The organism is Streptomyces sp. NBC_00239, from assembly GCF_036194065.1.
Lineage (GTDB): Bacteria > Actinomycetota > Actinomycetes > Streptomycetales > Streptomycetaceae > Streptomyces.
In genome coordinates, this window is sequence record NZ_CP108098.1 from 26,523 (window position 1) to 51,885 (window position 25,363).

Consider the following 25,363-nt stretch of genomic DNA (forward strand, 5'->3'; position numbering starts at 1 on the left):
GGTGAGCCTAGGGGGTCGACTGCACGTGTTCGGACGACACAAACGGCGCAGGGCCGAGGCGGCCCGACGGCACGCCGAGGCGGCAATGATCGACGATCTGCGCGCGGCAGCCCTCCGTGCGATTCACCTCTTGGAGCAGCCAGACGGCGGCCGCGGCAATGAGGATATGAACCCCCACACCAGGGATGTCTCGGCGTACAGCCTTGCCTCCATGCTCACCTTCGGCCGAACCCGCGATCAGGACAGCACCGCCCACCTCGTTCACATGGTGTTCGGAGGGAAGCCGGAGCGCATCGAGTCCCGCCGCAGATGGGTGGCATGGGAGCTGGACCGACTCGGCTACGCAGAGGCATCCCGCCTGCTGTCCGACATGACGCGGGACGAGTCGCTGCCGTACATGCAGCGCGGCCTCCCTCTGACCCGCATCGACCGTCCTGCCGACAGCAACCTGCTTCGCCAAACCCCTCGCTGAGACCGCAGCGCCGGGGTAGCCGCACCTAGCGCCAGACCAGAGTCAGCTTCGGGTGAGGCCCATAACGGCTGGGTATGCCACCTTCGCCCCCGCCCTCCCCCCTGTCCCGTCGGGTGGGCGGCGAGACAGGGAAGACCTGGCCTAGGCCGCTGTAGCCAAGCCGCGCCGCGCCAGGTAGTCACGCGTGACGGCCTTGCCCACGAACCGGGACATGGCGGTGCCGTGCGGCGGCCGGACCAGGGGGCTCTCCGCCTCCAGCGCGGCCGCGCGGGCGATGATCTCGCGCATCGACAGCTTGGCCTTGAAGTCGCGCTCTACGGAGGTCTCCATGGCGGCGTACTCAGCGGCCTTGTCGGGGCGGCGCCGTGCGGCGATCACAAGGTCGGACTCGCATCCGAGCACACAGAATGAACATGACAAGCGGCTCATGCCCCAGTCGTACGCTTCGTGGTACGGCAGGCCGGACCGGGCGATCTCGGCCCAAACGGCCCTGTCGCTCCAGTGATGGATCGGTCTCCATGTGGTGATGTGGCGCTTGCCGTTGCTCGCCGGGCGGTCGATCTCGACGGGGGCGAGCTTCTGCCGATGGGGGCTCTCGGCGGCTCGCTGGCCCAGGCAGTTCAGGATGCGTACGGGGCGGTGCAGATGCCTGCTCTCCTCCGTCAGCCTTGTCATGAGCCTGCGAATCGGGCCGCGCTTCAGGTCGGAGGTGCACCATCTGGCTGAGGCTGATGGCCAGGCCGGCGCGACGGGCTTCCCCTCGGCGAGGGCCTTCGCTTTGAGCTTGGCGTACCGGGCGGCGACACGGGCGAGGAGATCGCCCTGAGCCTGCACGATCTCGAAGCGGGGCACGTTCAGCATGAACGCCTGCTCACGGGCCAGGCTCGCGGTGTCCTCCCACTCGATGTCCGAGAGATCCGCATGGACAACGACGACCTTGTGAAGAGCGCCCGCGGCGGCGGCGAGAGAGACCACGTGCGACTTCATCGCCTGGCTGTCCTTGCCGCCGCTGGAGTTCAGCAGCACCCAGTCGGCATCGGTGATCAGGCGTACCGGATCGGTGGTCGACGGCGCGTAGGGGACGGAGGGGTGGATGCGGCGCTCGCGCTTGGGCGGCGGGCTGTCGTCGTCGCAGAACAGGCTGAGCTGGTGGGTGTCGGTGGGGATCGGGGTCAGGAGAGGCAAACGGGAGTCCCTTCGTGAGGTGGGTGTGCGTGTGGCGCCGTGCCGGGGGCCACCCCGGACACGGGCTGTTACAGCGGCGGATGGAGGGAGGTCTGGTGCCACGCGGGCAGAGACCGCAGCATCCGGTTGCGCCACGCGAGGGCGTAGCGGTGGCAGTTCGAACATGCCTTGTGGCTGCATCCGGGCATCGGGTCCTGGTGGCGCGCGCTGAAGCTCCACGCCAGGGAGTCCGAGGAGTACAGAAGGTGGTGCGCTGCGCGCAGTCCCTGGACCTTGAACCCGAAGCCGTGGAGGCGGATGCCGAGCCCGTGCAGCGTCTCGACGATGCGGACGGCTTCCCGGGTGCTCTGGCGCCGGCAGATGGAACCGAGCCCGACTCGGGGTTCCGCGGTGAGGTCGATGCCCATGGCGTCGTACATGTCGACGCAGCGCAGATAGTCGTCCAGCGTCCAGCCCTGGATCACCGGCATCCAGGGCAGTGTGTCGTCCCGCCACAGGAGGTTGATGTAGCTGGCTACGGTGCGGGCCTGGTGGTCGTAGAGGGTCAGGCCGGTCCTGGCCAGGATGTGCGGCTCACACATCCAGTCCTGGATGCTGGCGTATTCGAGCTGGGATATCTCGTCCTGGTAGCGGCGGACCGCGGCAGCGTATTCGGAGGTCGATACGGTCCAGGTCCCCCTCAGGTAGAGCTCTGAGTAGGCGCCGGAGTCCAGCAGCCAGGGTGTGACGGCGCGGGGGAGGGTGCGCCGGTGGACCAGGCGGCGGTGGGAGATGCACAGCGGGACGGGGCGGAAGCCGCCGAACTCGGCTCGGGCGAGCCATGACGGGTGGTGTGTGCCCAGGTAGCTGTCGCGCTCGACGTCGTCGTAGTCGTCGTGCCGTGGGCGGCCGGGATCGCCGGGGGTGGCGCGCGACCGTCGGCGGGCCCGCTGTACTTCTTGGTCGGCGGCAGAGCCGGGGAGGTCGAAAAGTCCGGGCGTGGTCTGCGCGGTCGACAGGCGAGGATCCTCCTTGCATACAGACCGGGCCCGTACGGCGTCCGCCGTACGGGCCCGGTTCGGGCGGGGAATGGGGTGGTCAGAGCACGGGGGCCAGGCGCGTGGCGAGCCAGCGTGCGGATGTCACGGGGAACGCGTTGCCGATCAGCCGGTTGACCTCGGTGGCGTTTCCGGCGAACTGGTGGTGGTCGGGGAAGCCTTGTCCTCGCGCCTTCTCGCGGTTCGTGAGCATGCGCACGCGCGTGTCGTCCACGGTGGCGCCCGGCTCGACGTACATGTGGTGGTTTCCAGCTGCGGTGAAGGCGGGGGCGGGCTCGTCCAGGCTCACCACCGTGGCGTTGCGCCGGTGGATGACGAGGAACGGCTTGTCGCCGAACCGTTCCAGGCCGACGGCGATCTTGCGCCGTGTCTCGTCCGCGTACGGCTTGAAGTTCTTGCCGGGCCTGCCCTGGTGGACATAGCGCATGGGGAGGGTTCGGTCGATGAGGTCCCCGACCGGCCTGGTCAGGGGGGTGACCTCCTGGTGCCCGCAGCGTCGACGGGGGCAGATGTACCGGTACTGCTGTCCGTAGGTTCCTATCTTGCGCATGCGCGGCTTCACCCACTGCTGCACCCCGCGGACCTCGCCGCACACTGGGCAGACGGCACGGGGGCGCGGCCTCAAGTCCGGAACGGGCTGCCCCTTGCGGGTGAACGCGAACGCGATGCGGTGGCGGTGCTGGGCCACGGGGTCGAATCCGTCTCCGTCCAGGTGCGCGGCGTCGAAGCTGGCCAGGGTGACGTTCATGCCCAGGGTGTCCCAGCAGCGCAGCCAATCGCGGAAGAGGCGCCACCGGGTGGCGAAGCCGGGGACGTTCTCACCGCACACCACGTCGTAGTTGTTGCACTCCATGGCGCGGATCAGGTCCCAGGCGCTCAGCCGGGTCTGGGCCCAGTCCTTGGGAGAGGTCTGCTCGTCCCCGTCGGCGACCTCCTCCTCCGTGGTTTGGAGGGCATCGTCAAGGGTGGCCAGGCGCGGGGCGCTGTTGCCTCCGGCCGGGGCAACTTCGGTGCAGATCGGGGAGCCCACGAGCGTTCGAGCCTTGGGCAGGGTTCGCATGTCGAGGTTGTGGACGTCGCAGTGGCGGCGGCGTACGCCGGGGAAGTTGAGCCGGACGGTGTCCATGGCGGGTCGGGCGTGGTTGGCGGCGAAGCGGGGAGTGAATCCGGCGGCTTCGAACCCGGCGAGATCCCCGCAGCCGCCGGCAAAGAGGTGAACGCTGGACAGGTCAGGGCTCATGGACGCTCCTTCGGTCGGGGTGCGTGTGCGGTGCGGGCCGGGGAGCCACCCCGTTCCGACATAGAGAATTCTACCACTCTCAGCCCCCTACGCGAAGGCGCCCTCCGCTCGATCCGGAGGGCGCGCGTCGCCTTCCCCGGACCGCGCGCTCGATCAGTCGGCCGTCAGGCTGGCGCGGGCGGTGGACGCGGCGGTCAAGGCCGCATCGAGATACAGCCCCTTCAGTAGGCGGGAGTTCAGACCCTGCTCCTGGCGCCATCGCCACGCCAGCGCGATGCGACCGGCCGACGAGATCCACACCCGGTTCGAGTTCGGGAGCTCGGAGACCCATCCCCTGGCCAGGAGGATGGAGGTCTGGGTCCTGGGGATGCGGCAGAGGCCTACTTCGATCGCCTGCACGAAGCCGTCGTCGTCGCGGACCGCGCGGGCGTCCTTCTCGTACTGGTCGATCAGCTTCAGGTCTTCGTGCTGACGGTCGGTGAGCCTCTTCGGATGGATGACGAGATCGAGCCGTCGGAACCGGGTGGCCGGCGTCGCGGGGTGGGCGCCGGATACCCGGCGGGTTGCGGAGATGGACAGGGCTCCGTACGAAAGGACGTGCACGGGCCGGTTCCCGGCAGCGGCACGGCTGAGCATCAGGTCGGCCTCACAGCCAGTCAGGTACCCGGTCTCGTACGTGCCGTCGCCGAGAACAATCTCCTTGAACGCGGCGCCCACATAGCCGCGGGGGGCGTAGGGGCGCGGGGTCAACACGTGGGTGCGGTAGAAGCGGGTCAGCGGGTGGGGCATGGAACGCCTTTCATGGGGCGGGAGCGGGCGGCGCCCGGCATCGCCGCGCCCGTCGACGGGCGCGGCGATGCCGGGCGGGGTCTCAGCGGCGGCCGGGCCGCCCCTTGTCGCGGTACATGCGGCGGTCGGCCCTGCTCATCGCCGCGGAGAGGGCCTCGGGGGTGTTGCCGGGCACGGTGGCCACGCCGATGGCAGCCGCGACCGACAGGCGGGCACCGCCATGGGAGACCGGGTTGTGGAGCTGGTCCCGGAGGTTCGAGATGGCCACGGCCAGATGGGGCTCGTCCCGGATGACGGCCACGAACTCGTCCCCTCCCAGCCGGCCCGCGTACCCACGGCCGTCCGTCCAGGACCGCAGGCGCGCGCCGGTGGCCGCGAGGACGGCGTCACCGGCGGCGTGACCGTACGCGTCGTTGACGGGCTTGAAGTCGTTGAGGTCGATGAGCAGCACGACGGCGGCGCCGGAGGTGCAGACCTCCTCGGCCAGGGCGTTCCATGCGGCCCGGGTCGGGAGCTGGGTGACCGGGCAGGTTCGTGCCTCGGTGAGCTGCTCGGCCAGGGTCTCGACCTGCGTGAGGAGCATTTCGGTGAGCTGGGTGAGCTGGGCCAGGACTCCGAGGCTGGGCGCTCCGCTTTCGATCTCGGTGCGCGCCGCGAGGAGAGCGGACGCCGGGTCGATGACGGCGCGTACGGCGGTGGAGGTAGTCATAGGAGGCTCCTTCGTCGGTGTACGTGTGAGCCGAAGCGGGGGGCCACCCCGTTCCGACAAGAAAAACTTTACCACTTTCAATCCTCATTGACGAGCGAGGGTCGTCAGGCTTCCATGCCCTCCAGAAAGAGCGACAACTGACTGGCGACCTCGGTCGAGGGCGCGGGCTCCGGTTCCGTCGGCGTCTGGCGGCGGGAGCCCTCCGGGGGCTCTTGCTGGTCGTCCTCGTCGTCGCCGGACTCACTGGCGAGCCACTCGCGGCCGTCAGGGCTGGCCTTCCACTCGGCGAGGCGCGCGCGGCCCTCGGCGGTGAGGCGCATGCCGCCGTGCCCGTCTTCGAGCAGGCCGCCCCAGTGGCAGGCCATGGCGTTGTTCGACACCGCATGGATGGGGTACCGACTCCGGTCATAGCGAAGACGCCCGGCCTCTGCGGCCAGCAACGACGGCAGGTGATACCAGGTCAACTTGTCGATGGGCATGATCGGGTACGTCATGGGCGGCGCCTTCCTGCTGGGTGAGGGAACGGGTCGGTCCGCAGGCCCCTGGTAGGGACCCGCGGGCCGTGGCTGTCAGTGGAGTGGCGGACTACCGCCGGAAGATGCGGAGAAGGTCAAGGACCTGACGGCCGGCTGCGGTCGGCTGGTACCCGGAGTGGCCGTCGCACTCGATGCAGTAGAACTCCTCTTCCTGAGGGTGTCCGTCCGGCCACTTGGGGGGGTTCTCCTGGTGCATCCGCCAGGCCAGGGTGGCGACGCGGGCCTTGTCGGCGGTCGGCCCGAGCTTGTCGCGCAGGGGATCGACGACGATGCGGTCCGTGTAGGGCGCCCGCGCGTCAACGATCTCGGGGTCCTCCTCCCCGTCGCACAGTCCGGCGGCCTTGCGGGCCTCGATGGCGGCCGCCAGGAGCACCCGGCCCTCGTCGGCGTGCTCGGCGTAGGCCGGGTTCGGCTTTAGCCACTCCCCCTTGCAACAGGAACAGGCCTCGTACAACGGCGGCAGCGGGAGCACTTCGGCTTCGGTCCGGAGCTGGTCAGTGGTGCTGGTCGTGGTGTCGGTCATCAGGTCCCTTCCGGAGGCGACGCAAGACCTGCCGGTCGCGCGTGCACGCTGTGCGGGCCCGGCTGTCCGGACCCCTGGAGCTCGCGGTGGATGCGCCCAAGGCCGGGGCGGCGCGGTCAGGCACCGCCCCGGCCGGGACTGGGTCAGACGTAGTGGAGCAACGCGCGCTGAGCTGCACACCGGTCGTCGAAGGCCCGGGCCGCTTCGGTGGCGGCGGGCGATTCGGCTTCGAAGGTGCAGGTGGTGCATTCGCCGCTGGCGAGTGTGAGGCCGTGGGCACACTGGACTTTGCCGGTTCCCTCGCACGGGGAGCATTCGGTCTCGTCGCAGCTGGCGGGCAGGACACGGGCACCGCGCCCCAGACAGGTCGGGCAGCGGTAGCCCTCGCTCGCGCGGTCCCCGATCAGGATCTTCTTCAGCCCCGCAGGTATCGCGGCGTACGCGGCGACCAGCTCGATCACGGTGGCCACTTCGGAGATGTCGTAGCGGTCCGCGCCCGCGAAGAGGACGTCTCGAACCGCTTCGCCTTCCCGGTCGGTGACGCTGGCGTAGTACGTACCGAGCTGGTCCCATCCGATCAGGACGGTGCGGCCCGAGGGCGCGTCCTCATGAGGTGTCAGGGTGTGGCAGGACACGGGTGGTTCCTCCCTTAACGGTGGTGTGCGTGTGTGATGCCGACCGGGAAGCCATCCCGTTTCGACAAGAAGAACTTTACCATTTCCAACCCCCGCCGTCGATGCGGGGCAAGCCATTGCCATGCCGGGGCCGGGCGACGTCTCTACCTCGCTGGCAGTGGTGTGCTGCTCAGGTGGACTGCGGTGGGGCCAGTTCCTCCCGGGCCCGATCCACGTTCTCGACCGCTGCGTCCTGAACGGCACCTTCGGCCGCCTCCAGCCAGTCAGCAGCGTGGTGGGCCTGATCGTCGGTCTGGGAGTACAGGCCGTCTCGGAGTGCGGCCACGATGCGCGCCACGGCGTCCAGAAGACCGGCATCGCGGTCACCGGGGTCATGCAGGGCCCGAAGCACCGCATGGGCGGCCGGGATGCCCTGCTGCTCGCGCACGGCGGTCTCCAGCCGCGCAAGGGCTGCCCGGACAGCGGCGGCCGCTCCCTCGATCTCCGCAACCGCCAGCGGGTCGGCGGGTTCTGGGGAGGCCGTCAGAACCGCGTCGAAGACGGCGGTCAGGGCGAGGCCTTCGATGGCGCGGGCGCGATCGGACATGCTGGGTGTGCTCCTCAACTTGGGATTCGGGGTGCGTGGGGTGCGCGGGGCGGCCGGCCTCCGATGCGGGCGCGCCCTGCGATGTGGCGAGCCTGGTTGGTGGCACGGCTTGTGAGGCGTGCCGGGCAGGGGCGTCCCCTGCCCGGCGCTGTCCGGCGGTCTCAGACCACGTCGCCGTTCTTGGTGCGGTTGTAGACATCGGCGGTGACGCGCTTCCACGCGGTGCGGCCGTCCTCGGCCTTGATGTGCAGCTCGTACCGGCCGGGGTGCAGCTTGGGCACCTTGCGCTCACCGACCTTGGTGCAGTCGCGGCGCGGCTGGGGGCTGGGGCTCTGGGGCTTCGCGCTCGGCCGGGTGTCGGGGCCGTTCCCGCCGGGCTTCTTGGCGGGCTTCGAGTCGGAGCCCCCGCCGAAGAGGCCTCCGACGAGACCGCTGTCGCCGCCGTCGCTCTTCCCGCCCTTCTTGCCGCCGCCCTTGCCGGTGACGAGGCTGGAGCGGGCGGCCCGTGTGGTCGTGGCGCGACAGTTGTAGACGCCTTCGGTCACCGTCTCGGTCCGCGGAGCCTTGCTGCGCTTGTCGATGACCTTGCCGTGCTCGACCGGCCCGGTCGGCCCGGTCGCGGTGCAGGAGACGATGAGTGCGGCGACGCCGACGGTCACGCCGGCAACGGTGAGACGGTGCAGGGAGATGGGGTTCATGAACTTCCTTCCGGATCGGTGTACGTGTGGGGCCGGATCGGGGGGCCACCCCGGTCCGGCGAACGGTCCTCACCGCACTGCTGACGGCGGCGGGCCGCTGGCCCGTCGCCGTCAGGGGACCGGCTCGCGCCCGCTCAGCGGTCGACCACGTCCAGCTGGATGTCCCGGTGGAGGACGGTGACCACCAGGCTGCGGCCGCGGTCGAGTTCTGCGGCCAGATCCATGGCCACTGATGCAGCCCGGTGCCTTCCGCCGGCACAGCCGACCGCAACGGTTACGGGATGCTCGCCCGAGGGACCGTTGAGGTACGCCTCGACCATGTCGGCGGCGGCCTCGGTCAGCTCGGGGATTCCGTCGGTACTCCGTACGGCGTCGCGTACGGCCTCGTCGTTGGCCGTGAGATGCCGGAGCGAGGGATCGACGTGGGGGTCGCGGAAGTGAGTGCGCAGATCCAGGACGATGTCCGCCGCTGGGGCGTCGCCGTGCAGGAAGCCGAACGAGATGATGCGGACGTCGTGCACATTTCCTCTTTCATGATGCGCCGCGATACGGCGCGTTGATGGGTTGGCCTCTTGGTCGGTCGGCATGGTCTCAGTCGCGGACGGCGAGAGACGCGGTAACGGTCCCCTCGGCGGCTGTGGCCACGTCCTGGAGCGTGTCGCGGGTCGAGTCGGCAGCGGCTCCGAGTTGCGCGGCGAGCGTGGCGCAGCCCAGCTCGCGGGCGCGCTCCTTCTGGGCCGTCAGGTAGTGCCAGACGTCGTGGAGATCGGCGTGCAGGTCGATCAGGCCGGGCTGGAACGCGTAGGCGTCGGTGAGGGTGGCGGCCCCCTCGGCGTGAACCTCGGCGCGCTCCGGGAACGAGTCGAAGCTGTTCTTCGCCAGGACCTCGCGGACGTCCTCAACGGACTCGTAGGCCCAGCTCTTGCCCATGAGGGCCATGAGGAACCTGGTCACGATATTCGGCCTGGAGGTCTTCTGCTGGATGGTCACAGCGGTCCTTTCGGTACGGGCGTACGTGTGGTGTCGCACCAGGAAGCCATCCCGATGCGACAAGAGGAACTCTACCACATTGAAAGTGTGGGCGGGGCGGTGAAGTCCGCCCCGCCCACGCGTCATTCAGCGGCCTCGTCGCCGCTGTCGTCACTGCCCTTGCGGTTGTCTCGGGCGAAACGGCGGGCACCGGCGTTGTCAGCTGCCTGGATGGCCGCGCGGCCGGTGCGCATGCCTTCGCGCCCGAGGTCGGCGACCTTGCCGACGGCGCCGGCGGTCGAGCTCACCGCTGCCCCAGCGGCACGGGCTGTCTGGCCGACGGCCTGGGCGACGGCGGTAACCGTGTTGAGCCCAGCGACCAGGGCGCCGCCGCCCCGTGCCGGTGCCGCCCTGCCCGGGCGCGCGGCTCGGGCGGCGGCGGCCCGTGCCGCGTGCTCGCTCGCGGCCGGTCCGGCACTGCTGACGGGCGCGGCCTTGGCGGCCCGGGCCCGCTTGCCTTCCAGGACCTGGCCCCCCGCGAGCCTGAAGGCGAACGGACGGCCGGGCTCGTACCGGGTCGCGATCGTCCTCACCACCGCGGGCGTCACCAGGGGAGTCAGCAGCGCCATGTTGAACATGCACTTCGGGTCGCTCCTGCTGGGGCGCTTGCCCTGTGCCGGATGGGGCTCGCCACAGGTGGCGTGAACCTCGTTACCGGAGACCAGCAGAGTCAGGGTGCGGGGCACGCTGCCTGCGCTGCGCCCGGGGCAGCGCAGGACCGCGCCGCTCAGGGTGAGGCGCCCTTTCACGGTCACGCTGTTGGAGCCGCCGGGGGCAGCGGTCTTCCCAGCTGCTCCGCGCCCGGCGGGCTTGGCGGCGGTCGTCTTCTTCACGGGCTTGGCCATGGGGGTCTCCTACTTCCTGACGGTGGCGGTGGCGCGAGCGGTGGTCCGGCCGAACAGGCTCCGGCTGGTGGCGGTGGCCGTGGCGGTGACGGTCGTTCCGCCTCGGCGGCCGCGCCAGGAGGCTGCGACGGCGACGACAGCGGACAGGGCGAGCAGGGAGAGGAAGAGGTTCCACAGCGCGGCGGCGAGGGCGGCGAGGGACTCGACGGCCAGGGACAGGCCCCAGAAGGCGAGAGTGGCGCTGCCTGCGGCCACGGGCATGAGCAGAGCCGTGGAGCGCACCCACACCGGCAGCGGCTGGGCGGCGGGCGTGGGGGCGGCGGGCGGCTGGTCGGCCGGCTGCATGAGGTAGCCGGTGATGACGTCGCCCTGGGGGGTGACGATGCGCGCGACCGGAGCGGCCGGGGAGGTCTGGACGGTGGGGGCGTAGACGAGGGGCTGGGGAAGGTGAACGGCGGCGGCGGTAGGTGTGCGGATGGGCTGTTCCATGATCGAAAAGGCTCCTGCCTGGGTGCCGGGTATCTGGTGGTTTGCGAGGTGCGACAGAGGCGCGACGGGCCGCGTCGTGCCTGGTCAGGGCCCTCGACGGCCCGGGATGGGGGCCCCAGGGGCGCGACGGCGACGCGCCCCCGGGGGTCCGCGTCGCGGGGCCGTCGCGCCGCTGACCTGCGGCGACGCGGCCCGTCGGGGCCGCGTCGCGGGGGTCATTCCGGGGCAATCCCGGCGGCCGCGCGGACTTCCGCGAGGAAGTAGCCGCGGCCTCGGCCGCCCTTGGTCCACTCCCCGGAGGTGAGGGTGCGGCCGGTGCCGTCCAGCTCCTTGGCGATGTCCTTGTTCAGCTTCGTGCCGCCCTTGCTGGCCCACCCCTTCTCGTCGTCCTCGTCGACGCCGAGAGCCGTGGCCGACCACGTGTCCGGGTCGGCCGCGGCGAGCGCGGTGAGGATCTCCACCGTCCGCAGCCGGTCAGGGTTGCCCTTCGCCTCGAAGATGTCCAGCAGGTCCGTCAGCAGGCTGCGATGCAGGGTCGCGGTCGCCGCTGTGGGCCGTCCGGGCTTGCCCCGCCCGTCGGGTCCTCCTGCCACCGAGCTCATCCCGGTGCGCTCCAGCAGGAAGGCCTCGACGGGGTCGAAGAACTGGCCCGGTGCCCGGCCTTCGGCCGTCCGCAGCTTGTGGCCGGCCCGGATGATGGGCTCCGCACCGTCGTAGGCGTCGTCCTCGATGAAGTAGCTGCGCAGCAGCTCCCCGATGAGGCCGTCGATGTCGGCGATAGCAGCGCCGGGAACGTCCCGGGACAGCTCATGGGCTCGCATTCCGGCGCCGGTGGCCCCCTCCTTCAGGATGGCGTTGGTCTGCGTCGGGCTGCCGGTCTTCGTGGCAGCGCGGACGGCCGAGTTGGACTTGTACTTGCGCGGGACAGTGTTCTTGTCCGGGTCCTGGGTGACCAGGATGATCGTCATGTTGAGGGCCGCGATGAAGCCAGAGAGCTTCTCCAGCAGCTGACTGATGTCGTCGCCGTACTCGGCGTCGGTGGTGTGCTCCTGGGCCTCATCGAGGATGGCGATCTCCCAGGGAAACAGCTCCAGATCGCGCTCGTTCATCTTGGCGCGGCCCTGCTCCTCCAGGTACGCCTCCCGCCGCAGTGCCTCGGCGAGCAGTCCCTGAAGCAGCGCCAGCACGCGGTCCGGCCGGCGGCCAAAGAACGTGGCGCAGACGGAGGCGTAGCCGATGTGCTCGCCCGGCTTGGCACCGGCAGCAAGCCGGATGTTGACCCGCGGGTCCAGACCCAGAGCGCAGATCAGGTTGCGCAGGATCATGCCCTTGCCGGTGCGGGACATGCCACCGAGCAGGACCATGACGTGCCTGAGCGGCAGGTAGAAGGTGCGGCCGCGACGGGTGAACCCGATCATGGCGCCCTGGTTGTAGACGTCCTGGCGCTCGGGCGCGGCCACCAGCGGGGACACGCGGGCCTTGGCCAGCGGGTCGGAGCTGGCGATCCACATGCTGACCCGGCTGGGGTGGCCGTCCTGCTCGATGTCCAGCCACGAGGGCTCGACGTTGAGCCCTTCGGCGATGGCGTTCTTGTTGGCGATCAGCCGCTGGGCGGTGATGCCCGACGGCAGCTTGAACGTGGCAAGCGAGGCGTTGATGGTCGTCTCGCGGATGGGGCCGACGAGCTGGATGGCGTGGCTCTCGTCGGTGAAGATCTTCCGCTCGTGCAGGACGGCGTTGATCGTGGCGTCGGTCAGCGGGGCGTCCTCGGCGGCCGCGGCCTGCTCGAAGACCTCGAACGGCTCCGTGCGGCGCCCGAGCTCGCGCACTCCGCATGCGTACAGGAAGGCCAGGGCCGGGATAAGGAACGGTGCGGCGATGCCCATCCCCCACACCTCGGCCAGCGCGATGACGGCGGTGGTGTAGGTCGTGAAGCCGGTGATCCCGAGGATGGTGGTGTTCTCCCGGCGGCGGGCCTTGGCCTCCTTGCGCCGGTCGGCGCGCAGCTGGGCGACGTGGTCCTCGCCGTAGTTGTGCCGCTTGGCCTCGTCGATCATGTGGCCGAAGTCGGTGGCCAGCAGGTAGCCGCACGCGGTGCGGAACTCGGTCCAGGCCCCCAGGACGGACAGGTGGCCCAGGCGCCAGGCGTACCGGGGCGAGCGGGCCACGTGGAAGCCGGCAGCGTGCACCACGACGTCGATGCGGTGACGCCAGACCTCGCGGTCCAGCAGGGCGGTGGGCAGGGTCCGGCGGGCCACGGGCAGTTCGACGATCCCGGCCTCGTCCTCGACCTCGTGGGCCAGGCGGACGGTGCCGGTGATGGTGTCGGCGTGGCCGGCACGGGTCGTCTGCACGCGGGCCCGGGCTTCGCGCTCGGCATCCGCCAGGGAGTCGGGGTTGGTGAAGAGCTGGCGGACGTCCAGCGGCTTGTCGTCGGGGTTCTGCGGGGCGTCGGGGAGGTGGTCGCTCATGGGTGGGGCTCCTTCGCGAGAGGGGTGCGTGTGGGCCGGTGGCGGCGCGGCCAAGCGCCGCCACCGAGATGCAAAAACGGACGTTTTTGTGCTGCTACTTCTTGTCCTTGGCGGACTTCTTCTTCCTGGGCTTGGCGAGCGTGGCCGCCGTCTTGGCCCCAGCCTTGAGCAGCCCGGGGGCGAACAGGACGACGAGGAACACGGCCAGGGCGAGCACGCCCGCGTCGCTCAGCGGGCTCGTCTTCAGGGCGACGATGAAGACGCCGGTTCCGGCCGGGAGCGCCAGCGGCAGGGTCAGGGGGAAGTGGCGGTCGGTGCTGCTCGTACTCACGGTGAGGGTCCTCCGGTTCTGGTGGTGTGGCGTGCACTTCTACGTGCGCGTCGGTGTGCTCTCTGCGTGCGTCAGTCGGCGTACCGGCCGACGCGGATCAGGGCCTCCTTGGCGCGCGCCTGGTCGCATCCGACCGCACGTGCGACGTAGCGGGCGGAGAGGGTGGGCTTGTCGGGGTCGAGTGCCTTCACCCTCTCGTCGAGCTGCTCGTCGGTGAGCTGCTCCCGGCGTGTCCGGCCCCGCTGGCCGGCACGTACGAGCGGCTTGCGGCGGGCACTGCCGCCGCGCTGCTGCGTGCGCTCGGCACGGCGGGAACGGCGCCCGTTCCGGCCGGTCTCGCGAGAGGGCTGATCTGCGGTTTCGCTACCGCCGGGGGTGCTCGTTGCAGGTGTGGCCGGCGCCTCCTGGTCGAAGACGTCGCCACCCTTGGCGGGTGCACTTCCCGGGCGGTCGCTGATGCGGGTGAAGGGGCCGAGCAGCGGGAAGGTGGCGTGCACGTAAGCGTGTCCGCCGGCCTCGGCCACGCGCGCCTCGGCCGCTGCACGCATCGTCATCCACTCGCTCGTGTCTCCGACGTCGGTGCCGTGCACGTCGCGCCACGCACGTGCCCACACCTCGCGGGTGACCACGGGCTGCCCCAGCGCGGCCGCGAGGTCGCGGGCGTGGGTCCAGACCTCCGGGTGGCGCTCGGCGTAGCCGTCGAGCACGGCCTGCTCGTACGCGGCCGCCTTCTCCTCGGCTGCCTTCTCGGCCGCACGCTGCGCCTTCAGCTCGGCCTCGCGCTGCTTGGCCTTGCGGCGCTCGGCCGCGCGCTGGGCGCGGCGTGCCCGCCACGACACCTTGCCGTCGCGCTTGGAGATCCGGCCGTGCTCGTGCAGGTCCCATACCGCCGGTCCGGCGACGCTACAGAACGCGGCTCCGAGAGCGGTGGCGAGCCCGTAGACCTCGACGCCGTGGATGTAGCTGATGGCTGCGGAGTTGATGGCCACGGCCAGGGCGCCGAGACGGTAATGCCAGCTGGGCCGGTCCTCGTCGATGGCAGCGGCCGCGCCCTTCAGCAGCGCGAAGGCGATGCCCTCCAGGACGAACGGCACTGCTCCCAGCCACGGGGCCCCGGGGTCCCAGAAGAACGAGATCTGCATGGGGAGCGAGACCACCACGCACGTCACGGCGATGGCCGCGGCGGCCTTGCGCCAGGCCAGGGCCGACGCTACCGCCTGGGCGGTCCGCTCGGCTTCGGCCTGCTCGGCCGCCAGCTTGGCTTCGCGCGCCTTGTGGGCCTCTTCCGCCTCCTCCTCCGCCTTGCGCTTGATCTCCTTGGCCTTCGCCTCGGCGGCGGCGATCTGTGGGGCGGCCTTGGCCCGGGCGATCTCGGCGGCGATCTCATCGGCGGTCATCTTGGCGGCCGTCTGGACGCGGATGGCTTCCGCCTTGGCGTCCTGCTCGGCCCACGACGTGCTGGGCGGATCGGTAAAGGTCGTGGTCATCGGGGCGGGTACCTCCTACGTGGTGCGCGGCGGGCCAGGGCAGTGGGTGGGGTGGGGGAGCTGGTAGCGCTGCGTACGGCCCGTCAGGGGGGCTTCAGCGGCGTCCTGGTGGCCGGTGGCGGCCAGGGGGACGGTGTCCAGCGGGAACGGGCTGCGGGGTCAGGTGGTGACGGCAGCGCGGGAACGGTGGGAGTAGTCGGCGGCGGCGCTGATGGCCCAGCGGGCCACCAGGATCACGCCGCCCGCGGCGGCCGCGAGGGTGAGCGCGACCGCGATGACGACGACGGCGAACGCGGCGGCGCCCACGACGACGACGAACAGCGGGATCACCAGCAGCAGTACGCCGGGGTGCAGTACGTCCAGGCGGGCGAGGAACATGCGCGTGAGACCGTCGATGACCTGGGCGTAGTGGGTGGCCTTCTTCACGCGGACCGCCCCCGCAGGACGAAGCGGGCGGCCGGGCGCGTGGAGATGGCCGGCGCGGCCGGGCGGCGCTCGCTCTTGGGACGGTGGTTGGGGATCCGGCGCGGGCGGCGCGGCTGCCGGCGGGGCAGCGGCGACTTGCGCACCAGGGCGTTGTAGTAGCCCATGCGCTCCGCGCGCTCCTGCTCGTGCGCGGTGATCAGCTCGTCGTAGTACGGCAGGCTGGCGCGGTCGATCTCGTCGCCCTCGGCCTCGATCATCGCGCGGATGTCGCGGAGCGCGTGGGCGCCGGCGTCGTAGTAGTCACCGAGCGCGGTCTCAGCGAACTCGTCCGCTGTAACAGGCTTCTGTCCTGCAACGATGTGCTTCACGGGTCGTCTTCCTCTTCTCTGTACCGGGGAGCTGAACGGCCCTGTCAGCGGCCCCTCGGCGTCTTCCACACGCCTTGGGGCCGCGCTGCGTATGGGCAGCGAAGACCGGGGGCACAGAAGCGGTAGCCCCGTTCTGTGCTGCAATTAATCTCCCACATCCTCGCCAGATCGTCAACTGTGCTGCGTTTAATCCGATTGCTGAAATCACAGTGCTACACTTAAAGCACGAACGCACGGAGAGGGAGGGAACAAGTGCGGTATAGATGTGGCACGCGTATGTGCGCAGAAGCAGAGGGAGACGCCTACGTGGCGACGAAGAGTGAAGAGATCGCCGACCAGCTGTCGGCGCGCATCGGAGCGGGCAGGGACTACCCGCCGGGTAGCACCTTGCCCGGCTTCGACGACTTGACGGAGGAGTTCGGGGTGTCGCGGCTGACCATCAGCCGGGCCGTCGAGCTGCTCGCGCTGAAGGGTCTGGTCCGGACGGTGAAGAAGGCTGGGATCATCGTGCTCCAGCCGGTCGCACGCCGCACCGTGCGGGAGGTCGTGCGGCGTTCCACCAGCGGCTATGTCTTTCCCGTGGCGGCCTCGGCCCCTGGGCCCTGGATCCTGCACGGACGCCCCCAGGTCGGCCGCCTGCCGATGCCTGAGCCCGTTGCCGAGCTGTTCGGCCTCGACCACGGCACGGAAGCGCTCCGGCTTCGCCGGGTGTCGTCCCCGCCCGGGGAGCCGCCGTTGCAGCTCGCCGACACCTGGCTGCACCCGGGGGAACTGGACGCACTGCCGGAGCTGGAGAAGTGGGAGCCGGGGCTGGGCGGCCACCTGGACGTCATCGAGCAGAAAGCCGGCCACGGCCCGCTGTCCTGGGAGAGGCGGGAGAGGACCGACCTGCCCACGTCGGAAGAGGCGCAACTGCTACAGGTCTCCCGGCAGTTGCCGGTCTGGCGGCAGTTCACCATCGGCACGTCCGGACGGACGAGTCGACCGGTGGAGATCACGGCCGTCGTGATCCCCGGTGCGCGCATCGAGTACGCCACGAAACTGCGGCGCGATGCCTCGGCCCGCTGGCCGGTGGAACCCATCGAGCCTGCCCCGGTGTCCTTCGACGTGGGCTGACCAGTCTTCAGAAGATGCCTCGACAGCGGAGAATGACGTCGTCGACCCTGCGACACACCCGTTACGGTGCGTGTGGTCGGATAGGCGACTGGGGAGGAGGATTCCTCCCGGAAAACACAACAGGCCCACGAGGGGCCTGTCGGTCCGTCCCGGGTGGCCGCCCGGAGAAGCGGACGCACACCTGACTCAACGACGGGGAGGTGCGCTCATGAGCAGCGTACGGGTTTCAGCGGCACCGCCGCACCACCAAGCGGCCTGCGCCACGGCAAGCGGCCGAAAGAGCACCGGTGCAGCCGGTAGCGGCCGGATTCCCGGCCACTCCCCCTGACATGACCGTGGCCGCCCCTTTTCGCGAAGGGACGGCCACCGACGGACTCTCGCCCGAGTCAACGCACCACCAGTGATGGAACCCAACCCAAATCGCTGAGGGCGCTCCAGCAGGCGTGTGCAACCACGCCGACCGCCGCCAAGGATATGACGTACCGGCCGGTATTTTGATCTCGGCCTGGCCACGATGCGTGACATTCGGCACCTGGGGCTCCCCTCGCTCGCCCGAAGGGGGAATGCCACCGTGCAGTACCCGCACCACCTCGCTCCTTCCACCGCCGCGCACGCCTCCGCCGGCTCCCTCACTGTTGAGGGGGTGGGCCGATGAGCGGCAACGGATTCATCCGCCGCGGCCCCATGGCCGCCGACGTCTTCGAGCAGCAGTTCACCCAGATCCACAACGCCGTCTTCCGTGACCCGCGGATGAGCTTCAAGGCCAAGGGGATCTTCGGCCTCATCTCCACTCACCGTGACGGCTATGGGCTCTCCATCGAGTCCATCTGCGCGTGCTCCACCGACGGGGTCGCCGCCGTGCGGACCGGCCTCAATGAGCTGGAGGCGCACGGCTACCTCGTCCGGGAGCAAGAGCGCCTCGACGGCCCGACCAAGGAACAGCCCAACGCGAAGCGGGGCTCCTGGGGGCGGACCGAGTACTACATCACCGACATGCCTGACGGCCTGGTCATCTCCATCCCCGCCCCGGCAAGCGGTGAACCGGAAAGTCCCAGGTCACGACCGTCATTCGGAAATCGCACTACGGAGAAGCCGAAGCAAAACCCCAGGTCAGCACCGTCATGCGATTTTCCGCAGACGGAGGAACCGCGTACGGAGGATCAGCCGCATAAGAAGATCACTCCTCAGAAGACCACCTCTCTCTCCAACGGTTCGCGCCTTCCTGCACGTGAGGGCCGGGGGCCCGAGAGAGAGATCGACGCTGCGCGGAACACCACCCCGAAGTCCGCTCCGACCCAGGAAGCCTCCGTACCTGAGCCCCGTCCGGCCCAGCAGTCGGACGTCGACCAGGTGCTCGGTGCGTACATCGAAGCCCTGAGCCCCGTGCGGCCCATGCAGTCGGTACTGAACCGGCTGGGGCTAGAAGCGGCAGACCTGCTGGCCCTGGACTGGCCGGTGGAGCACGTCTCCAAGCTCGCCGGACAGCTGCCCGGCCTGGGCTACGCCAGCCTTGCCAGGCACGCCGAGTTCCACCCGCCCGCGGTATCCAGGGCGGCCCGCAAGGCCAGTCCCACGGCGTGCGAACGGCACCCTGCCTTCGAGGCCGGAGACTGCCTGCGCTGCGCCGCCGATGAGCGTCAGCAGCGTCAGCAGTCCGCCCCGGCCGCTGTCGATGGCGCTGGCCTCCTGGCCCGTCTCCGCGCCGGTCAGTCCGCCAACTGACATTCCCGTATCCACGTCCGCACATGGCTGCGGCGGCCACTCCCGCTAAGAACCGGCCGCCGCAGCTGCGAACCCCTGAAGGAGATCCACATGTCCATCGTCTCACCCGCCCTGCCCGCCGACGACGCTTCCGCCCCCCGCCGGCCCCACAACGACGGATTCGAGCGCGTCCCGCCTCACAGCCAAGAGGCGGAAACGGCCGTGCTCGGCGGACAGATGCTGAGCACGGACGCGATCGAAGAGGTCATCGACTCCCCCATGCAGCGGCGGGACTACTACCGCCCGCACCACGAAACGATCCAGGACGCCATCTGGTACCTGCACTCCAAGAACGAGCCCGTCGACCCCATCACCGTCGGGGCGGAGCTCACCAAGCGCGGCGAGATCGTCAGGATCGGCGGCGCGTCCTACCTCCACACCCTGGTCCAGTCCGTGCCGACCGCGGCGAACGCCGCCTACTACGCCGAGATCGTCCACGAGCACGCGGTCCTGCGCCGCTTGATCCAGGCCGGAACGCGGATCACGCAGCTGGGCTACTCCGGCGAAGGGGAGCTCGACGACGTACAGAACGCGGTGGAAGCCGAAATCCAGGATGCCCTGGCGGGCCAGAAGGAGACCACCAGCTACGCCTTCGTCAAGGAAGACATCCAGGGCTTCTGGGATGATCTTGACGCCCGTCAGAAGGGCCTCACGAACCAGACAGGCGTTCCGACCGGCTTCGCTGACCTCGACGCGCTGACCAATGGCCTCCAGCCCGGCCAGCTCATCGTCATCGGCGCCCGCCCGGCCATGGGTAAGTCCACCCTGGCACTGGACATCGCTCGCAATGTCTCCATCAAACATGGCATGACCTCGGCCTTCTTCTCCCTGGAGATGGGCCGCAACGAGATCGCCATGCGCCTCTACAGCGCCGAATGCCGGGTGGGCCTGCACCACATCCGCGCCGGCACGGTCTCCGACGACGATCTCCTCCGCATGGCCAATCGGACCCCGGCCATCGAAGAGGCACCACTGATCGTGGACGACTCCCCCAACCTGTCCCTGATGGAGATCCGCAGCCGGGCCCGGCGCATCAAGGTGTCCAAGGGCGGCCTGAAGCTGCTGGTCATCGACTATCTCCAGCTGATGCAGTCGGGTGGCAGCCGTCGGCCGGAGAACCGGCAGCAGGAGGTCTCGGACATGTCCCGCAACCTCAAGCTGCTCGCCAAGGAATTGGAGATCCCGATCATCGCGCTGTCGCAGATGAACCGCGGACCTGAGCAGCGCACCGACAAGCGGCCGCAGATCAGCGAGCTGCGCGAGTCCGGCGCGATCGAGCAGGATGCCGACATGGTGATCTTGCTGCACCGGGAAGACGCCTACGACAAGGAGTCATCGCGCGCGGGCGAAGCCGACATGATCTTGGCCAAGCACCGCAACGGGCCGACGGCCACGATCACCGTGGCTTTCCAGGGCCACTACAGCAGGTTCGTCGACATGGCGAGCGACGTCGCCTAGTCATGTGCATGTCAATACACGGCGCCCCGACTCAGACCAGTCGGGGCGCCGTCGGCTATCCGGCCGAAGTTGTTCTGTCCGCCTCCTTTCGACGCACTGCGCGCGGGCAGACGCAACTCAGCGGCCCGCGACCGGCCCCGGTGAGCCAGATCCTGCGGCGCCAGGACCGCGACCCACTGAGGGCATGCCGCGAGCCGGAATCGAACACCCACCCCGGCCTCCCCCTAGCCAGCTACACAGGGATCCACGACGCACCCGCGGTCGGCAGTGCGCCAGCCACGTAAACCGCCCACAGTGGCCCTGCTCATTCGCCCGCCTGGTGGTGGGTGGTGCATCGCGCCGGGGGCGCGATCCGGGGGCGGCCCCGGACGCCGCCGGGGCCGGCCCCGGACGCCGCCAGCGCTGCGGCGCTGGACCCGCGTCGCCCGCGTTCGGCTTCGCCTCCGACGGGCCCGGGCGGGCCGCCGGTTGGCCGGCCGCCGTGGCGGGCGCGCGGGCCGGCACGGGGCTGAGACCGTAAATAGGTAGCGTGGCTGATACCGGGAAGTGGCTGATGCCCACATTGCTCCCGTCAACCGCGTGCGGGCATCGCCGTGGCTGACTTTCTGTGGCACAGGCCCACACAGGGCAGTCAGTGGTGCGAGTTGTCGTCGACAGAACCTCGGTGGGTGGGGAGAGAGAGAAGCGCCGCCGGCGACAGGCCCCGCGTCAGCTGCCGGTCCGTGGTGAGTGAACCCCGCTGCGGCTGGTGCGTCTACTACGTATTTAGAGGGGCGCAGCGTTTGCCCTGGTCAGCGGCTTGCGTAGAGGCGCTCAGCGACATTCCAATGTTGCTGAGCCGCATTGACCTTTCCTATAGGCAAGTCGACCGTCGTGGGCGACTGCTGAACTTTCCGGCGTGCCGACCCCCGGGGTGCTTGCCTATAGGCAAGCCGACGGTAGGGTTGCCGACATTGAGCTTGCCTATAGGAAAGTGGCGAGGTGAGGAGGGGTATGTCACCGCACAGCCGGTCCCGGCAAGCCGTGGACATGGCGACGGGCCACGTCGTTCAGCTGGAGATCTTCGGCGAGGACGACGCGCAGAAGAAGAAGCAATCCGTCCGCTACGACTGGAACCCCAACCCGGGTCGTCACGCAAACCTGGCTAAGGCCCTGATGCAGAAGGTTTGGGACAAGGACTCTGGTTACGACCAGAACGACCGTGACATCCTGGGCTTCTACATCGCGCACTCCCCCGAAGGGACCGAGCCGCTGCGGATGACCTTCAAGGAGATCTCCGGCAAGCTCGGCGTGAGCCAGCCGAAGGTCAGCAAGAGCGTGGGCAAGCTCAACACCGGAGGACTTCTTCTGATGGCTGAGCAGATCGCCAGGATCAAGTTCTACCGCATCAACCCGCGGGCGGCGTTTGACGGCCCTGCGGTCGCGCAAGTGGAAGCAGTGAAGGATGCTCGCTTCCCGGTTGTGCCTGCTCCGGAGAAGGCGAAGGCGCCGACTCGGGCCAGGAAGCAGGCAGCGACGGCACATAAGGAGGCCAAAGCTTCATGACCGTGCCTGTTGAGCAGACGAATGATGCACTGGCGTACACGCCAGACCTCGGTAGGGAGGTCCTCCTCGGGACTGCCGGGTACGCAGGCTCCCACTACCGGATCCTTCAGTACGTCCTGACCTCTGTTCCTCTGGGGAACACGCTGCGCGAGACAGCCCGCGACATCGCGGCCGCCCTCGGCGTCACTGAGGGGACCGTGTCCAAGGGCGTTAAGAAGCTCTCCGCAGAGGGCTGGCTGGCGACGGCCTACTCGATCGGGGTGGTCAACTTCTACATGGCGGGCCCGAAGGTCTTCGAGCTCGCCGAGAAGAAGGCCCAGGAAGAGGACCAGCCGCTCGCGACCGTCAGCCACCTTCCTGTCCGTCACGCAGACGTCGACGAGGGGTAGCCCGAAGCGTGTGACCTTGGTGGCCTGCCCCGACCGTTGTCGGGGCAGGCCACTCGTCTTTTCCCAGGGCTGGTGGTGGTCGTGAGCAGCGTCACGGGTGACGGCTACGGCGTACGCCGCGCCGGGTCGTCGGGCTTGCCCGGGGCTGTGGCCGGCGGGCCGAAGGGGGAGAGGGTGTGGGCGACGGCGTCGGGCGAGAGGGTGGGGGCGATCTCTTCGAGGTCGGGGTGGGTGGCGGCGACGGCGCGGACGATGTCCTTGAGGGTGTTGACGCGGTCGATCGCGCGGCCGTTGCGGGAGAGCAGGAGTGGGCCGGTGCTGGCGTTGGAGTGGGGCTCTTTCCAGGTGCGGACGGGGAGGTATTCGTCGAGGGCCCAGACGACGGGGCGGGGGAGCTCGGTCCAGACGGTGGCGGAGTCGGTGTTGTTCTTCTGGGGGATGGCGCCCATGACGCGGTCGTGTTCGCGGCGGATGCCGGAGACGTGGAAGCGGACGACCTGGCCGGGGCGGAGGTTGGACAGCAGGAGGTAGACGGCGAGGCGGGCGCGTTCGGGCATGAGGCCTCGGTAGCGGTCGGCGGCCGACATGAGGGCGACGCCCTGGGCGGGTTCGAGGTGCCGGGCGGGCTTTTGCGGAGCGGGGCCGGCCAGGACGCGGCGGGGTGGGAGGTTGTATCCGCCGCGGCCGAGGTCTTCGTCGCAGTGGCGGTAGTAGGAGCGGATGACGGAGACGGCGCGGGTGCGGGCGGCCTGGCCGAGGGGGCGGGTGCCGTCCTTGGTGCGCAGGGTCTGGGACCAGTGGGTGATCTGGCGGGGGTGGTAGTTCCAGACCTGGCGGCCGATGTGGGCGAGCCAGGAGGCGACGATGTCCCGGTAGCGGTAGTCGGCGTCGTCCGACCAAGCGTGGCCGGTGACCTCCTGGCCGTCGGCGCGGGTCCAGGCGCCGGCCAGCCAGTTGTCGAGGATCCGGTACGGGTCGGGGCCGTCGTGGGAGGTCGCCATGGGCACGCAGTGTAGGCGGTCGTTGACCCCACTTGTACTTATCGGAACAGACCAGCTACCTCAGCCCCCACTGGCCGCGCGCCGCGCCGTCCCGCCCCGCGCCCCGCACATTCCCACGGACATCAGCCACAGGAAGTGATGGGTACAGGTCCTCGGTCTGTTCCGATAAGTACAGGGTGGGAAGGACGCGCGCCCGAGGCGCGCGAAGAACGGGCGGGCGAACCGGGCGGGGCCCCGCTTCCGCCGCCCCGCCCGCTCGCGCATCGTCGTGGCCGGGCAGGCCCCGCCCGGCCCGCCCGCACTGCATGCCCCCCACACACCCCGACCCGCCGCCGGCACCTCACCCCCGGTGGACCAGTAAGAAGGACGCGCTCCGCGCGGCGACCAGAAGAACAAGAGCCGCATCCATGCTTGCCATCTTGGACACCTCAAGGTGGCGTCAGGTGGGTACAGTCGAAGGCGCCCCGAGCCATCTGCATTGGTTCGGGGCGCCTGTTCTCGTGACTGTCTACTTGACGGCGAAGCCGAGGCTTCGCGCCTCGCGCAGCCATCGCTCATGCTTGATGCGGGCCTCCAGCAGCTTCTGGCCGTCGGTGCTGAGCGCGAGCATGAATCCCGCGTGCGGGTCGTACACGTGACGGCGCACGAGCGGGTAAGTGATCCGGGTCAGCAGACCGGACCGGACCAAGGGGCTGGCGGCGTCGGCAGGGATGCCGTCGGCAGCTCCGTCCCGTTCGCAGTCCACCGGGTGTGGCGCAACCTTCTCCAGCACCGCCCACTCGGCCTCGGTGGGCTCCCGTTTCCGGGTGACCAGCAAAGCACCCTCGTGGAGGCCAGGGCCGGGATGGCGAGCGACGTCGTACTCGTCCTCCAGGTCCTTGGTCATCGCCGTGTACGCCTCCTCGGCGACCGACGAGTCCTCATCAGCAGCCGCCCTCCACCACACCTCGACCAGGAACGGGTGCGACTGAGTGGCGCGGAATCCCGTCGTACGCGGAGACGCCTTCCACGCCCGGCCGAACCCGACCTTCTCTGATCGGTCGCGGACCTTGCGCAGCCTCCGGGAGATGGCCGCCGCCCCGACGGTTGCCTGCACGACCTCGTAGGCGTTGTACTCCCTCGTCACAGCTGCCTCCCGTCGCAGTCGACGTACTCGCCGTGAGTGTCGCGGTGGGGCTGGATGCACCCGGCATGCGCTGCATCGTGGTCGTACGCGTTTGCATGCCGGGCGAGGAAGGCCCCGGCGTAGGCGGCGGCCTCGGTCCGGCTGCCGTATGGCTCCTCGCCCTGGCCGCTGGTGCCGTCGGCACCGGTGGCCTCCCAGACGAACCCGTGCTCGTCGGGGAGTTGGATGATCGTGGCGACTCCTCCGGCGAGCCGCAGTTCGAACGGCTCGGCGCCGTCGGCGAGGTCGGTGGGCTTGCGGACGGCGCCGGGCCAGCGCAGCCGGGCGGCCTGCCTGGTGATTCCGCCCCAGGCGGCCCCGAGGTGGGCGTAGGTCGCGCCGGTCGCGCCGGCGGTGCGGGCGTAGCGGTCGGCGAGCCGTTTGACGATGCCGTCGATCTCGTGCAGCGCACACAGGTATGCCAGCCCCCAGTCAGGCGAGGCCACGACACCGGCCGGCACGTCCTGGCCGCCCGCGCGGTAGGCCAACTCCCGGGTCGAGATCGCGCGGGCGAGATCGTGCGCGGCATCCGCCACGTCGTCTTCGAGCTGGAGGAGTTCGTCGTCGGTGGGCTCCCGGTAGGCCGGGTCCCGCAGGGTCATCATCGCGATCCAGAAGTTGGGGTCATCCAAGGTGGGTTCCATGCCGACAAGTTTACTTGTCACTAGCTGAAGCGACAAGAGAACTTGTCGGCCCGCATGTCCCCCACACCCCTTGACCCGCCGCTGGCACCTCACCCCGGTGGACGACTGAAAAGGACGCGCTCCGCGCGGCGGTCAGAACACAAGAGCGTCACGTACGCGCAGGTCGGCTCTTGACAACCGGACCAGAAACGGCCCTGGAAGCCCGTGCCGCACCCTCAGACCGCCCCGCACGCCCTTAAGGCCGGATTCCGCGCCACGGCGCCGGAAAGGCCCTCACGCGACCCTCTGCGGCCTCTGTGTGCCCATAGGTCACTCGACGGCCGTATTCGGCTGTCCCAGCGCCCGGTACAGCTCCTGCGGGTAGACCGGCTCCTGGACGGCCACCTCCAGCCGGGCAAGGGTGGCCAGGTCCGGGTAGAGCTCCGCCG

The 25,363-nt window shown here is 69.8% G+C and carries 28 protein-coding genes; 6 read left to right on the forward strand and 22 right to left on the reverse strand.

Features of this window, described 5'->3' with window-relative positions; translation table 11 throughout:
* Positions 1 to 85 precede the first annotated feature (85 nt).
* Positions 86 to 472, forward strand: coding sequence for a hypothetical protein (locus OG764_RS40790; protein WP_266448840.1), 387 nt, complete (start codon positions 86 to 88; stop codon positions 470 to 472).
* A 141-nt stretch (positions 473 to 613) separates the two neighbouring features.
* On the opposite strand, the gene OG764_RS40795 is transcribed toward OG764_RS40790, so the two are convergent.
* The 19 genes from OG764_RS40795 to OG764_RS40885 all read right to left on the reverse strand — a co-directional run bounded on the left by OG764_RS40795 (position 614) and on the right by OG764_RS40885 (position 15,856).
* Entirely contained in the window at positions 614 to 1,657 is a 1,044-nt protein-coding gene (locus OG764_RS40795) for a phosphoadenosine phosphosulfate reductase family protein (RefSeq protein ID WP_328973956.1), read from the reverse strand.
* Between the two features lie 68 nt (positions 1,658 to 1,725).
* Positions 1,726 to 2,727, reverse strand: coding sequence for a deazapurine DNA modification protein DpdA family protein (locus OG764_RS41875; protein ID WP_443056308.1), 1,002 nt, complete (start codon positions 2,725 to 2,727; stop codon positions 1,726 to 1,728).
* 7 nt (positions 2,728 to 2,734) lie between these two features.
* Positions 2,735 to 3,934 carry a DNA cytosine methyltransferase gene (locus tag OG764_RS40805; protein ID WP_328973957.1) on the reverse strand — a complete coding sequence of 400 codons (1,200 nt, stop codon included), beginning with the start codon at positions 3,932 to 3,934 and terminating at the stop codon, positions 2,735 to 2,737.
* Between the two features lie 153 nt (positions 3,935 to 4,087).
* Positions 4,088 to 4,723, reverse strand: a complete 636-nt coding sequence (locus OG764_RS40810; RefSeq protein ID WP_266448828.1) for a hypothetical protein — start codon at positions 4,721 to 4,723, stop codon at positions 4,088 to 4,090.
* Positions 4,724 to 4,805: 82 nt separating this feature from the next.
* On the reverse strand, positions 4,806 to 5,432 hold the full coding sequence (locus tag OG764_RS40815; RefSeq protein ID WP_328973958.1) for a GGDEF domain-containing protein: 627 nt from the start codon (positions 5,430 to 5,432) through the stop codon (positions 4,806 to 4,808).
* A 104-nt stretch (positions 5,433 to 5,536) separates the two neighbouring features.
* Entirely contained in the window at positions 5,537 to 5,926 is a 390-nt protein-coding gene (locus OG764_RS40820) for a hypothetical protein (protein ID WP_328973959.1), read from the reverse strand.
* A 91-nt stretch (positions 5,927 to 6,017) separates the two neighbouring features.
* Positions 6,018 to 6,491 carry a hypothetical protein gene (locus OG764_RS40825; RefSeq protein ID WP_328973960.1) on the reverse strand — a complete coding sequence of 158 codons (474 nt, stop codon included), beginning with the start codon at positions 6,489 to 6,491 and terminating at the stop codon, positions 6,018 to 6,020.
* A 143-nt stretch (positions 6,492 to 6,634) separates the two neighbouring features.
* Positions 6,635 to 7,126, reverse strand: coding sequence for a hypothetical protein (locus OG764_RS40830; RefSeq protein WP_328973961.1), 492 nt, complete (start codon positions 7,124 to 7,126; stop codon positions 6,635 to 6,637).
* Positions 7,127 to 7,295: 169 nt separating this feature from the next.
* Entirely contained in the window at positions 7,296 to 7,712 is a 417-nt protein-coding gene (locus tag OG764_RS40835) for a hypothetical protein (RefSeq protein ID WP_328973962.1), read from the reverse strand.
* Positions 7,713 to 7,873: 161 nt separating this feature from the next.
* Positions 7,874 to 8,410 carry a hypothetical protein gene (locus tag OG764_RS40840; RefSeq protein ID WP_328973963.1) on the reverse strand — a complete coding sequence of 179 codons (537 nt, stop codon included), beginning with the start codon at positions 8,408 to 8,410 and terminating at the stop codon, positions 7,874 to 7,876.
* Between the two features lie 134 nt (positions 8,411 to 8,544).
* Positions 8,545 to 8,931, reverse strand: coding sequence for a RapZ C-terminal domain-containing protein (locus OG764_RS40845; RefSeq protein ID WP_443056307.1), 387 nt, complete (start codon positions 8,929 to 8,931; stop codon positions 8,545 to 8,547).
* Positions 8,932 to 9,001: 70 nt separating this feature from the next.
* The gene (locus OG764_RS40850) at positions 9,002 to 9,400 is read right to left on the reverse strand and encodes a hypothetical protein (RefSeq protein WP_328973965.1); all 399 of its coding nucleotides are present in this window, start codon (positions 9,398 to 9,400) and stop codon (positions 9,002 to 9,004) included.
* Between the two features lie 122 nt (positions 9,401 to 9,522).
* Positions 9,523 to 10,284 carry a hypothetical protein gene (locus tag OG764_RS40855; RefSeq protein ID WP_328973966.1) on the reverse strand — a complete coding sequence of 254 codons (762 nt, stop codon included), beginning with the start codon at positions 10,282 to 10,284 and terminating at the stop codon, positions 9,523 to 9,525.
* 9 nt (positions 10,285 to 10,293) lie between these two features.
* On the reverse strand, positions 10,294 to 10,773 hold the full coding sequence (locus tag OG764_RS40860; protein WP_266448802.1) for a hypothetical protein: 480 nt from the start codon (positions 10,771 to 10,773) through the stop codon (positions 10,294 to 10,296).
* A 215-nt stretch (positions 10,774 to 10,988) separates the two neighbouring features.
* The gene (locus OG764_RS40865; protein ID WP_266448800.1) at positions 10,989 to 13,244 is read right to left on the reverse strand and encodes a hypothetical protein; all 2,256 of its coding nucleotides are present in this window, start codon (positions 13,242 to 13,244) and stop codon (positions 10,989 to 10,991) included.
* 94 nt (positions 13,245 to 13,338) lie between these two features.
* Complete coding sequence (locus OG764_RS40870; RefSeq protein WP_328973967.1) at positions 13,339 to 13,575, reverse strand: hypothetical protein; 237 nt, start codon at positions 13,573 to 13,575, stop codon at positions 13,339 to 13,341.
* 71 nt (positions 13,576 to 13,646) lie between these two features.
* The gene (locus OG764_RS40875; RefSeq protein ID WP_328973968.1) at positions 13,647 to 15,062 is read right to left on the reverse strand and encodes a hypothetical protein; all 1,416 of its coding nucleotides are present in this window, start codon (positions 15,060 to 15,062) and stop codon (positions 13,647 to 13,649) included.
* A gap of 159 nt (positions 15,063 to 15,221) precedes the next feature.
* Positions 15,222 to 15,488, reverse strand: coding sequence for a hypothetical protein (locus OG764_RS40880; protein WP_266448792.1), 267 nt, complete (start codon positions 15,486 to 15,488; stop codon positions 15,222 to 15,224).
* On the reverse strand, positions 15,485 to 15,856 hold the full coding sequence (locus OG764_RS40885) for a hypothetical protein (protein WP_328973969.1): 372 nt from the start codon (positions 15,854 to 15,856) through the stop codon (positions 15,485 to 15,487). Before OG764_RS40885 ends, OG764_RS40880 begins: the two co-directional genes overlap by 4 nt.
* 306 nt (positions 15,857 to 16,162) lie before the next feature.
* Between OG764_RS40885 and OG764_RS40890 the strand changes: the two genes are divergently transcribed.
* From OG764_RS40890 to OG764_RS40910, 5 genes are all read left to right on the forward strand, one after another.
* Positions 16,163 to 16,972: a GntR family transcriptional regulator gene (locus OG764_RS40890; protein WP_266448788.1), complete on the forward strand. Its 810-nt coding sequence runs from the start codon at positions 16,163 to 16,165 to the stop codon at positions 16,970 to 16,972.
* Between the two features lie 651 nt (positions 16,973 to 17,623).
* Complete coding sequence (locus OG764_RS40895) at positions 17,624 to 18,694, forward strand: hypothetical protein (protein ID WP_328973970.1); 1,071 nt, start codon at positions 17,624 to 17,626, stop codon at positions 18,692 to 18,694.
* 90 nt (positions 18,695 to 18,784) lie between these two features.
* Positions 18,785 to 20,191 (forward strand): replicative DNA helicase, encoded by a 1,407-nt coding sequence (gene dnaB / locus OG764_RS40900; protein WP_328973971.1) that lies wholly within the window; start codon positions 18,785 to 18,787, stop codon positions 20,189 to 20,191.
* Positions 20,192 to 21,184: 993 nt separating this feature from the next.
* On the forward strand, positions 21,185 to 21,736 hold the full coding sequence (locus tag OG764_RS40905; protein ID WP_266448781.1) for a winged helix-turn-helix domain-containing protein: 552 nt from the start codon (positions 21,185 to 21,187) through the stop codon (positions 21,734 to 21,736).
* Positions 21,733 to 22,125, forward strand: a complete 393-nt coding sequence (locus OG764_RS40910) for a MarR family transcriptional regulator (RefSeq protein WP_266448779.1) — start codon at positions 21,733 to 21,735, stop codon at positions 22,123 to 22,125. Before OG764_RS40905 ends, OG764_RS40910 begins: the two co-directional genes overlap by 4 nt.
* Before the next feature lie 104 nt (positions 22,126 to 22,229).
* On the opposite strand, the gene OG764_RS40915 is transcribed toward OG764_RS40910, so the two are convergent.
* The 3 genes from OG764_RS40915 to OG764_RS40925 form a co-directional block, all read right to left on the reverse strand.
* Entirely contained in the window at positions 22,230 to 23,126 is an 897-nt protein-coding gene (locus OG764_RS40915; protein WP_328973972.1) for a hypothetical protein, read from the reverse strand.
* A gap of 508 nt (positions 23,127 to 23,634) precedes the next feature.
* On the reverse strand, positions 23,635 to 24,252 hold the full coding sequence (locus OG764_RS40920) for a hypothetical protein (protein ID WP_266448775.1): 618 nt from the start codon (positions 24,250 to 24,252) through the stop codon (positions 23,635 to 23,637).
* Positions 24,249 to 24,935 carry a hypothetical protein gene (locus OG764_RS40925; protein WP_328973973.1) on the reverse strand — a complete coding sequence of 229 codons (687 nt, stop codon included), beginning with the start codon at positions 24,933 to 24,935 and terminating at the stop codon, positions 24,249 to 24,251. The genes OG764_RS40920 and OG764_RS40925 overlap by 4 nt, the downstream gene beginning before the upstream one ends.
* Positions 24,936 to 25,363 lie beyond the last annotated feature (428 nt).

What these genes read in the sequence shown, in the direction of transcription:
- OG764_RS40790 (WP_266448840.1), top strand. Translation starts at nt 86, where the DNA reads ATGATCGACGATCTGCGCGCGGCAGCCCTCCGTGCGATTCACCTCTTG.
- OG764_RS40805 (WP_328973957.1), bottom strand. Translation starts at nt 3,934, where the DNA reads ATGAGCCCTGACCTGTCCAGCGTTCACCTCTTTGCCGGCGGCTGCGGG.
- OG764_RS40810 (WP_266448828.1), bottom strand. Translation starts at nt 4,723, where the DNA reads ATGCCCCACCCGCTGACCCGCTTCTACCGCACCCACGTGTTGACCCCG.
- OG764_RS40815 (WP_328973958.1), bottom strand. Translation starts at nt 5,432, where the DNA reads ATGACTACCTCCACCGCCGTACGCGCCGTCATCGACCCGGCGTCCGCT.
- OG764_RS40820 (WP_328973959.1), bottom strand. Translation starts at nt 5,926, where the DNA reads ATGACGTACCCGATCATGCCCATCGACAAGTTGACCTGGTATCACCTG.
- OG764_RS40825 (WP_328973960.1), bottom strand. Translation starts at nt 6,491, where the DNA reads ATGACCGACACCACGACCAGCACCACTGACCAGCTCCGGACCGAAGCC.
- OG764_RS40835 (WP_328973962.1), bottom strand. Translation starts at nt 7,712, where the DNA reads ATGTCCGATCGCGCCCGCGCCATCGAAGGCCTCGCCCTGACCGCCGTC.
- OG764_RS40840 (WP_328973963.1), bottom strand. Translation starts at nt 8,410, where the DNA reads ATGAACCCCATCTCCCTGCACCGTCTCACCGTTGCCGGCGTGACCGTC.
- OG764_RS40855 (WP_328973966.1), bottom strand. Translation starts at nt 10,284, where the DNA reads ATGGCCAAGCCCGTGAAGAAGACGACCGCCGCCAAGCCCGCCGGGCGC.
- OG764_RS40860 (WP_266448802.1), bottom strand. Translation starts at nt 10,773, where the DNA reads ATGGAACAGCCCATCCGCACACCTACCGCCGCCGCCGTTCACCTTCCC.
- OG764_RS40865 (WP_266448800.1), bottom strand. Translation starts at nt 13,244, where the DNA reads ATGAGCGACCACCTCCCCGACGCCCCGCAGAACCCCGACGACAAGCCG.
- OG764_RS40875 (WP_328973968.1), bottom strand. Translation starts at nt 15,062, where the DNA reads ATGACCACGACCTTTACCGATCCGCCCAGCACGTCGTGGGCCGAGCAG.
- OG764_RS40895 (WP_328973970.1), top strand. Translation starts at nt 17,624, where the DNA reads ATGAGCGGCAACGGATTCATCCGCCGCGGCCCCATGGCCGCCGACGTC.
- dnaB (WP_328973971.1), top strand. Translation starts at nt 18,785, where the DNA reads ATGTCCATCGTCTCACCCGCCCTGCCCGCCGACGACGCTTCCGCCCCC.
- OG764_RS40905 (WP_266448781.1), top strand. Translation starts at nt 21,185, where the DNA reads ATGTCACCGCACAGCCGGTCCCGGCAAGCCGTGGACATGGCGACGGGC.
- OG764_RS40910 (WP_266448779.1), top strand. Translation starts at nt 21,733, where the DNA reads ATGACCGTGCCTGTTGAGCAGACGAATGATGCACTGGCGTACACGCCA.
- OG764_RS40915 (WP_328973972.1), bottom strand. Translation starts at nt 23,126, where the DNA reads ATGGCGACCTCCCACGACGGCCCCGACCCGTACCGGATCCTCGACAAC.
- OG764_RS40925 (WP_328973973.1), bottom strand. Translation starts at nt 24,935, where the DNA reads ATGGAACCCACCTTGGATGACCCCAACTTCTGGATCGCGATGATGACC.